This is a genomic window from Rhodococcus sp. 7Tela_A2, assembly GCF_049311045.1.
Lineage (GTDB): Bacteria > Actinomycetota > Actinomycetes > Mycobacteriales > Mycobacteriaceae > Rhodococcus.
On sequence record NZ_JAXION010000154.1, the window covers coordinates 1 to 8,557 of the forward strand.

Annotated in this window: 10 protein-coding genes and 1 pseudogene; 6 read left to right on the forward strand and 5 right to left on the reverse strand. The window is 66.5% G+C overall.

Annotation, left to right across the window (positions count from 1 at the left end):
• Positions 1-91 (forward strand): annotated as a pseudogene (locus TVH25_RS19600) (hypothetical protein); the annotation flags it as partial.
• Between the two features lie 8 nt (positions 92-99).
• Here TVH25_RS19600 and TVH25_RS19605 read toward each other — a convergent pair.
• Positions 100-678 (reverse strand): TerD family protein, encoded by a 579-nt coding sequence (locus TVH25_RS19605; RefSeq protein WP_169619121.1) that lies wholly within the window; start codon positions 676-678, stop codon positions 100-102.
• A 152-nt stretch (positions 679-830) separates the two neighbouring features.
• Between TVH25_RS19605 and TVH25_RS19610 the strand changes: the two genes are divergently transcribed.
• Positions 831-1,487 carry a (2Fe-2S)-binding protein gene (locus tag TVH25_RS19610; RefSeq protein ID WP_296550607.1) on the forward strand — a complete coding sequence of 219 codons (657 nt, stop codon included), beginning with the start codon at positions 831-833 and terminating at the stop codon, positions 1,485-1,487.
• A gap of 53 nt (positions 1,488-1,540) precedes the next feature.
• On the opposite strand, the gene TVH25_RS19615 is transcribed toward TVH25_RS19610, so the two are convergent.
• A complete protein-coding gene (locus TVH25_RS19615; RefSeq protein WP_296550611.1) occupies positions 1,541-2,419 on the reverse strand; it encodes an SDR family oxidoreductase in 879 nt (292 codons plus the stop codon).
• Between the two features lie 142 nt (positions 2,420-2,561).
• Between TVH25_RS19615 and TVH25_RS19620 the strand changes: the two genes are divergently transcribed.
• Complete coding sequence (locus tag TVH25_RS19620) at positions 2,562-2,753, forward strand: hypothetical protein (RefSeq protein WP_169619109.1); 192 nt, start codon at positions 2,562-2,564, stop codon at positions 2,751-2,753.
• 52 nt (positions 2,754-2,805) lie between these two features.
• On the opposite strand, the gene TVH25_RS19625 is transcribed toward TVH25_RS19620, so the two are convergent.
• The gene (locus TVH25_RS19625; RefSeq protein ID WP_422425269.1) at positions 2,806-3,609 is read right to left on the reverse strand and encodes an SDR family NAD(P)-dependent oxidoreductase; all 804 of its coding nucleotides are present in this window, start codon (positions 3,607-3,609) and stop codon (positions 2,806-2,808) included.
• Positions 3,610-3,791: 182 nt separating this feature from the next.
• Here TVH25_RS19625 and TVH25_RS19630 point away from each other — a divergent pair, with 182 nt between their 5' ends.
• Positions 3,792-4,667 (forward strand): class II glutamine amidotransferase, encoded by an 876-nt coding sequence (locus tag TVH25_RS19630; RefSeq protein WP_422425270.1) that lies wholly within the window; start codon positions 3,792-3,794, stop codon positions 4,665-4,667.
• A 10-nt stretch (positions 4,668-4,677) separates the two neighbouring features.
• Here the strand turns inward: TVH25_RS19630 and TVH25_RS19635 are convergent, their stop codons facing one another.
• Together TVH25_RS19635 and TVH25_RS19640 are read right to left on the reverse strand one after the other, a co-directional pair.
• Entirely contained in the window at positions 4,678-5,253 is a 576-nt protein-coding gene (locus tag TVH25_RS19635) for a TetR/AcrR family transcriptional regulator (RefSeq protein ID WP_378528070.1), read from the reverse strand.
• 9 nt (positions 5,254-5,262) lie between these two features.
• Positions 5,263-6,675 (reverse strand): MFS transporter, encoded by a 1,413-nt coding sequence (locus TVH25_RS19640; protein WP_422425271.1) that lies wholly within the window; start codon positions 6,673-6,675, stop codon positions 5,263-5,265.
• A gap of 240 nt (positions 6,676-6,915) precedes the next feature.
• On the opposite strand from TVH25_RS19640, the gene TVH25_RS19645 reads away from it, so the two are divergent.
• Complete coding sequence (locus tag TVH25_RS19645) at positions 6,916-7,470, forward strand: hypothetical protein (protein ID WP_422425272.1); 555 nt, start codon at positions 6,916-6,918, stop codon at positions 7,468-7,470.
• Positions 7,471-7,620: 150 nt separating this feature from the next.
• Positions 7,621-8,325: a DUF899 domain-containing protein gene (locus TVH25_RS19650; RefSeq protein ID WP_296550228.1), complete on the forward strand. Its 705-nt coding sequence runs from the start codon at positions 7,621-7,623 to the stop codon at positions 8,323-8,325.
• Positions 8,326-8,557: the final 232 nt, after the last annotated feature.

The window sequence follows — 8,557 nt, forward strand, 5'->3', positions numbered from 1 at the left end:
CTACGTGGACACCGACTCGAAGAACTCGCAGCGTTATCTGATCCACGTCGCGCAGGGCGGACTCGGCCTTCCCGACGAGTCGTACTACCGGCCTTCGGATCAGCCGATGCTGACACCGTAGTCGCGGGCGATTCCCGCGAGGCCGGACGCGTAGCCCTGGCCGATCGCGCGGAACTTCCATTCGGTGCCGCGCCGGTACAGTTCACCGAAGACCATCGCGGTCTCCGACGACGCGTCCTCGCTCAGGTCGTAGCGCGCGAGTTCGCGATCGTCGGAGCGGTCGACCACGCGGATGAACGCGTTGCGCACCTGACCGAACGACTGCCCGCGCGCGTCGGCGTCGTGAATCGATACCGGGAAGACGATGGACTGCACCTCGGCGGGCACTGCGACGAGGTCGACGTTGATCGACTCGTCGTCACCCTCTCCCTCGCCGGTCAGGTTGTCGCCGGTGTGCTCGACCGATCCGTCGGGCGAACGCAGGTTGTTGTAGAAGACGAAGTGTTGGTCCGAGAGCACCTTGCCGTTCGCACCCGTGACGAGAGCGCTGGCGTCGAGGTCGAAATCGGCGCCGGTCGTAGCCCGGACGTCCCAGCCGAGACCGACCGTCACCGCAGTGAGGTTCGGAGCCTCCTTCGACAACGAGACATTTCCGCCCTTGGCCAAACTCACACCCATGCCGGTCCTTTCGATCGGTTGTCGTGAGACCCACGATAGTCGGCCCGCCGAAGCGGGCGATTCGGCGTGCTCGCGCCGTGCTACGTTGCCGACGTCGCACGACGCACGAGCGAGCCGGGCGGATGGAGAAGACGAACGAGAGCAGGAGTGCCGTGGCCCAGGAGAATGCGACATCGGGCGCGACCGGGGTGCTCGAACGGATCGCGGCACTGAGTCCCTTCTTCGCGGTCGGGACCGGAGAAGTGCCCGGCGGCCGATGGCAACCCACCATCGCACTGCGTGAGCGCACGACCCGTGACCACCTCGTGACCGCTACGGCCGAGCGGATGAGCACCGACGAGATGCGGGTGGCCGCTTCGACGGTGTTCTTCGCTTACGCCGCACGCGTGGGGTCGATCGCGATCGGGTCCGTCACTCTCTCCGGGCGTTGTATCGGCCTCGACCCGGAGCAGCTGCTGTGGCGGTCCGACGGTGGCACCCTCCTGTTGCACGTGGCCGAGCCGCGGTTCGGTGACTCCGTTGCCGTCGAGGTGCTCGACCGGCAACTCGAGCCGATCATCGAGGCGTGGCGCGATGTGGTGGCACCCGGGCTGATGTGGGGTAACGCGGCCTCGGCTCTGATCGGTGCAGGACGAATGATCGGCGACGCTGCACTGCCGCACCTCGACGCGCTTCTGGACGACCCCCGGTTGACCGGCAGCATCGACCGAGCGACAGGAAGGCGTCGTAGCTGCTGCCTGTTCTACCGCACCGCCAACGGAGGCGTGTGCGGCGATTGCCCCTTTCCCACCCCGCCCGCTGGTCCGTGAATCCGTCGTTCTGACAAGCATTTCCGCATCGGTGCGCTCGAGGTACCTGCTCGTCAGGTGAAGGGCACCCCGCCGGTTACCGCGATGGTCTCCCCGGTGATGTAACTCGAGTCCTGCGAGGCGAGGAACACGTACGCGGGAGCGAGTTCCGCCGGCTGTCCGGGACGGCCGAGCGGCACATCCTTACCGAAATTCTCGTACGCATCCTTCGGCATGGTCGCAGGAATCAACGGCGTCCAGATAGGGCCGGGTGCAACAGCATTGACGCGAATACCCTTACTCGCGACGTCTGCGGCAAGCCCTTTGGTGAAGTCGACGATGCCGGCCTTCGTGGTGGCGTAGTCGAGGAGACCAGGTGAGGGGTTCACCGCCTGGATCGAGGTGGTGTTGACGATCGTCGATCCCGGTTCCATCCGGGCCACTGCGAATTTCGACAACCAGAACAGGGCATAGAGATTCGTCTTCATGACGCGATCGAACCCGTCCGTGGTCATGTCGGCGATCCCACCGGGAACCAGGTGCTGGTAGGCAGCGTTGTTGACCAGGATGTCGATACCACCGAACTCCGAGACGGTCGTGGCGACGAGGTGTCGGCAGAAGTCTTCTTCCCGGATGTCTCCGGGCACGAGCACGGCGCTCCGTCCCGCCGCTTCGACGAGTTCGGCGGTCCGTCTGCCGTCCTCGCCTTCTTCCGGGAGATGGCAGAGGACGACGTCTGCTCCTTCCCGCGCGAAGGCGAGCGCCACGGCGCGCCCGATACCGGAATCACCACCGGTGATCAGTGCACGCCGGTCGAGAAGTTTTCCGGAGCCCCGATACGTCAGTTCGCCGTGGTCCGGAGCAGTGACGAGTTCGTCGGTCGCGCCGGGGTAGGTGATCTCGGGTTGCTGCTCCAACGGGGGAATCGGGTGTTGCTCTCCGGGGTGTTGCATCCGGTTCTGGGCCTCGTCGGACACGGTTGCCTCCCTCGGTCGTCGGCCTGTGTTTCCCGGTACCCCGCAGGGAGGTCTTCCACACCGGCGGTTGAGCGCCACCGATATGGGTATTCCGACCGGAACGTCGCAACGGAGGAGCATGTCAGTGGCCGACCACAAAGACCCCGAAACCACGTCGACCGAACACGGGAGCGAGGACGCTGCCCCCGATGTCGTGTCCGACCCCGCCCGCTCCACCGAAGGCGAGTCGACCGAGTGGACCACCGAAGGCGGAGCTACGCCTGCGGGTCCGGCCACCGAGACGGAGAACTCCGAGGAGAAGAACTCGTAAGCACGGGGCCCCGCCGGCCGCCGTGGGCTCGGCGCCACGGGTCGCCGTGGGCTCAGCGATCGACGAGCGATCCCATTTTCTTCGCCACCATTTCGATCGTGCGGCGCGGCATGAGCCGCGAGAGCAGGTCGATCATCGTGGCGTCCTTGCCGATACACATACGGAACGTGCCCTTTTCGATCGCGTTGGCGATGCGCAGCGCCGCCTCGGCGGACGAGGTGATCTTCGCAGCGCCCGCATCGGTGTCGCGGCCCGGAATGGACGCCCCCGAATTCTCGGCGATGCCGGTGCGGATCGCGCCGGGGAAGACGAGCGTCACGGCGACGTTCGTGGTGCGAAGCTCCGCGAACAGCCCTTCGGTCAGAAGCTTTACTGCGGCCTTGCTGGCGCCGTACACGGACTGACCCGGCACCGGTGCGAGGCCGCCCATGCTGGAGACGTTGAGCAGGCTGGCCTCCGGACGCTTCGTGAGCTCGGGAAGGAACGCCTTGCACATGTGCACGACGCCCCAGTAGTTGACATCCATCACCTTCGACATCTCGTCGTACGACAGTTCGGCGAACGGCACGAAGTGCTGGATGATCCCGGCGACGTTCGCGATGCCGTCCACCTGCCCGTGAGCAGCGACGACCTCGCCGACGAGCGCCTCGACGGCGGTGCGATCCGATACGTCCGCGGTGTGGGTTGTCAGCCTGTCGCCGGCGGCGGGCGCCAGTGCGCGCGTACCGTCGAGCGCTTCACTGCGAAGGTCGACGGCTGCAACCCGTGCGCCGCGCACGAGAAGTTCGAGGACGACGTCGCGCCCGATTCCGTTGCCGCCGCCGGTGACGACGAATACCTTGTCGCGTATCCGCATATGCTCCCTTTCGTTTTCCTCACGGTAGCCCCGATCGGGAACTCTCGTCTTCCGTGCGAGGACCATTCGGGGCGGATCGCACTCACGGGCACAACCCGGTCTCGGGTGTGGAACCGGCCCGGAGCGACCTCGGGCGTGGTCATACTGGTGATGATCCGGCCTCGAGCGAGAGGACGACGGCAATGTGCCGATTGTTCGGGATGTCCGCAGCACCCCATCGAGTGCACGCCACATTCTGGCTCCTCGACGCCGAAGACAGCCTCGCCGAGCAGAGTCGCCGAATGCCCGATGGAACCGGTCTGGGGTCCTTCTCCGCCGACGGCACCCCGATGCTCGAGAAGCAACCGATCGCAGCATACGAGGACCGCCAGTTCGCGCTCGAGGCCAGGGAGCGGGAGTCCCGGACCTTCGTCGCCCACGTCCGGTACGCGACCACGGGAGGCACCGTCCTCGCGAACACCCATCCGTTCGAACAGAACGGCAGGTTGTTCGCTCACAACGGAGTGATCGAAGACCTTCCGCTGTTGGAAGCCGAACTCGGCGACTACCGCACTCTCGTGCACGGCGATACGGATTCGGAGCGATTCTTCGCGCTGATCACCCGCCACATCGACGAACAGGGCGGTGATGTCGGTGCCGGAATCGCGGCGGCCGTCGGGTGGGTCGCCGACCGGCTGAGAATACTGTCGCTCAACTTCGTGCTCGTGACCGCCGACGAATTGTGGGCGTTCCGTTACCCGGACACCCACGACCTCATGGTCCTGCAGCGGCAGTCCGGTGGACCGAGCGGAGGCCGTCATCTCGAGCACGCGAGTGTCGCCGGAACGGTGCGTGCCCGCTCGGGCGATCTGTCCAGCCGGCCGGCCGTTGTGGTGGCCACGGAGCGGATGGACGAAGACCCGGGCTGGCAGTCGCTGGCGTCGGGGGAACTTCTTCATGTCGGACCTCGTCACGAGGTGTCACGATCGATGATCGCGGAGCACGAACCGCGTCACCGGTTGACGCTCGACGACCTCACGGGCCGCGCCAGGGCCGCCCAGGCTCCGAGCGCACCGTGACGGCTGCGACTCACCGGCCGGAATCTATGACTTGCTGGATGAGTCCGCCGTAGGTCTCGATGAGTTCCTCGTTCCCGACGTCCTCCGCTGTGAGCACCTCGAAGGTGCGCAGCCCACCGGCGAGTCCGAGCAGGAGTGTCACGATGATCCGCGACCGCACCAGACCCTCCGACTGCTCACCGATCGTTGCCGCGATCCTCGGCACGACACGCGTCACCATCTTCTGGCGCGCACTCTCCGGGTCGGGTGCCTCTTGGACGAGAAATGGTGCCATGGCCCAGAATTCGTAGTCGCCCGTGTCTCGCCGCTCGACGAGAGCACGCACCATCCGGCGACCGATCGACTCGTCCGGGCGCTCGACGTCGGCGAGGCCCGGCGCGTCGGGCGCGGCGGCCTGGAACAGTTGGGCCTTGCTGCCGGTCAGTTTCATCACGAGGGCGGGCGATACACCCGCAGCCTCGGCGACATCTCTGATCGTGGTTCCACTGAATCCACGTTCGGCGAACAACGTTCTGGCGGTGTCGAGAATGATCTCCCGGGTGCTCGGTTCACCCACGTCGGCACCCGACCCGAGGAACTCCGGCATGCGCGGACATCACGATCCGGCCGTGGTCGTCACCGCGGTCGTCGCCGAGCCCACCGGGGAAGGCTGCGCGGGTCGCTGTTTCGGAAGGAACATGGCAGCCAGCGTAGCCAAAAACGTGGCGGCGCCCGCGATCGCGAACATCGCCACGATGGCCCCGTGCGCGGGGAACGAGCGTCCCGCCAGTTCGATAGTGAGCCCGGTGAGGAGCGCGGCGACGACCGCACTCATACTCGACGATCCGATCGTGCGGAGGAGACTGTTGAGCCCGTTGGCGGCGGCCGTCTCTGTCAGCGGAACAGCTGCCATGATCAACGCGGGCATCGTCGCATAGGCCATCGCGTTGCCGATGCTGACGAAGACGGCACCGACGATGATGAGGGCGACGGTGTCGTCGAACGCGATACGGAACGTGTAGGACGCCGTCATGACGAGCGTCGCGGTGATGAGGGTGGCACGCCCGCCGAACCGAGCGGTCACTCGTGCCGACAGTGGCGAGAAGATCAGCATGGCAACACCTCCCGGCACCATGCACAACCCGGCCGCTGCCGCACTGAGCCCGAACCCGAAGCCGGTGATCTCGGGGAGTTGCAACTGCTGGGTGGTCGAAAGAGTGTTCGCGTATGCGGCGAACCCGACGAACAGCCCGGCAATGTTGGTGAGCAGCACCGGCCTGCGCATCGACACGCGGAGGTCGACCATCGGTGCGGCGACCCGCAATTCGTACGGCACCCAGACGGCGAGGACGAGGACGGCAACGACCAGGCTCGCGACGGTCTGCGGGTTCGACCAACCCCACGCGGGCCCCTTCGAGATTCCGAGGAGCAGTGCAGTCAGCGCGGCGGACAGCAGCAGCGCTCCGACGATGTCGAATCGCCCCCGGGTGCCGGTGGCGCTTGCCGGGACGACGAGCAGGATCCCCAGCAGGAGGAGACATCCGGCGGCCGCGGAGACCCAGAAAACCGACGACCAGCCGAAGCTGTCGTAGAGCACACCTGCGGTGGGCAGGCCCAGCGCGCCGCCGATCCCCATGGTGGCACTTGTGAGCGCCACGGCGCCGGCGACTTTCTCCCGCGGGAGCACATCACGGAGCACAGCCATCGCCACCGGGATGAGCGCGGACGAGAATCCCTGTAGGGCACGGCCGATCAGGACTGCGAGGAAGGTTCCGCCGAGCGCCGCGATCAACGATCCGACGACCATCATCGACAGCGCCAGCACCATCATTCGGCGCTTGCCGAACATGTCGGCCAGCCGGGAGACGATCGGAGTGGCCACAGCTCCGGTCAGCAAGGTGATGGTGACCAGCCAGGTGGCGTCCCCCGCGGAGACATCGAGAAGCTCCGGGAAGTCCGGCAACAACGGAATGACCAGCGTGGTCTGTAGTGCGGCAACGAGTCCCGCCAGGCTCAGCAGCGCGGTCATCGTGCCACTCGAGGCGGGCTGTCTGCGTGCCTCGTTTTCCACACTTCGCATTCCGTTCCCCTCCCTCCGGGGTGAACATTGTTCACCCCGCAAGAGTGAACGGCGTTCACCCCTCGCATGTCAACTCGGGAGCGCTCACACCCCGGGATTCGGACGCCCGATAGTGGCGCCGGTCACAAAAACGGGGTAATACTGTAATCACAGCAAATTTGCACGTCGATGCGTCCGAGGAGGACGATCATGCGACATCACCACATGAATTCACCCGGATTCGGGCGACCAGGCGGCTGGCAGCAGGCCCATGTGCCCGACGCGGGGGACGCCACCGAATGGTTCGCCGGACGACTGCCCGACGATTGGTTCACCGGTCCCGCCACCGTCGAAGTCGACCGCGAGGAGATCACCGTGGTCGGGGAACTTCCCGCACCGGACGATACATCGGCCGCCGCCGTAGACGGCCGCATCTCCCGCTTCCGCGAAAGCACCCGCCCCGACCGAATGCGTATCGCCGACGAAGCCGAGGCCCGCTACGGGCGCAAGGTCGCCTGGGGAGCCACCGTCGGTGAACGCCACGTCCTGTTCACCCACCTCGCAGTCCCGGTGATGACGCGGCTGAGGCAGCCCGAACGGAAGGTACTGGACACGCTCGTCGACGCGGGCGTCGCCCGGTCTCGCGCCGACGCTCTGAAATGGGCGGTCCGACTCGCCGGGCAGCACTCGGAGGAGTGGCTCACCGAACTGCGTGAGGCCATGAAGAAGGTCGACGATCTTCGATCCGAGGGCCCTCAGATCTGACGAGTTACTCGCTACATCACGCAACGACGCGGCGAGCGGATTCGCTATGTCCGTTCTCCATCCATCGGCCGAGCCGACACGAGCGCGATGACTTCCGGTTGGCTGCCCGGTCACAACTTGCAGACCAGATCCATCGATCTCGGAGGCATCATGACCCAGCAGACCTCGAGTGCCCTACCCCCGGTCGTCGACCGGCAGACCTGGCAGGCCGCGCTGGACGACCTGCGCAGACGCGAAAAGGCTGCCACCCGCGAACTCGACGCCATCGCCGCCCAGCGCCGCAGACTCCCGATGGTCGAGCTGCCCGACTACACACTGATCGGACCGGACGGTCCGATCCGGCTGGCCGACGTGTTCGACGGCCGCTCACAACTGATCGTCTACAACCACATGTGGTCCGACGGCGAGGAATGGCAGTGCGGTGGCTGCACCAGCCTCACCTCGCAGTGGACCCGGCTGGGCATCCTCGACAACTACGACGCCCGCTTCGTCATCGTCACCAACGGGCCCATCGACGAAGCTCTGGCGTACAAGGCGAAGACCGGCAACATGATGGACTGGTACTCGTCCTCGGAGAGCTCGTTCGGAGCCGACGTCGACGCACCGCCCGGGGGTGGCTTCGCAGTCAATGTGTTCCTCCGCGACGGAGACACGGTTTACCGCACCTGGCACACCACCGGCCGCGGCACCGAACAGCTCAGCTACACCTTCCCCTTGGTCGACATCCTGCCGTGGGGCCGCCAGGAGGAATGGCAGGACTCCCCCGAGGGCTGGCCGCAATCGCCCACCTACTCAGGGTGGCTCGACTCCCCCGACATCGCCCGCCTCTACGGTCCGAACGGCAACTCCCGATGACATCCGGGTAGAGACAACGGCGAAAGGGTTTCCGTCACTCCTGCCCGACGGTCACCCCTGCCCGGCGAACTCCCGGTCACGGACACGGTGATACCGGATCACCGGCGGGGGGGGGGGGGGGGGGGGGGGGGGGGGGGGGGGGCGGGGGGGGGGGGGGGGGGGCGGGGGGCCCCCCCCCCCCCGCTTCCGCCGGACTGCGCCGCCGCGACACCAAGGTGTCTTCGGGGTCGTT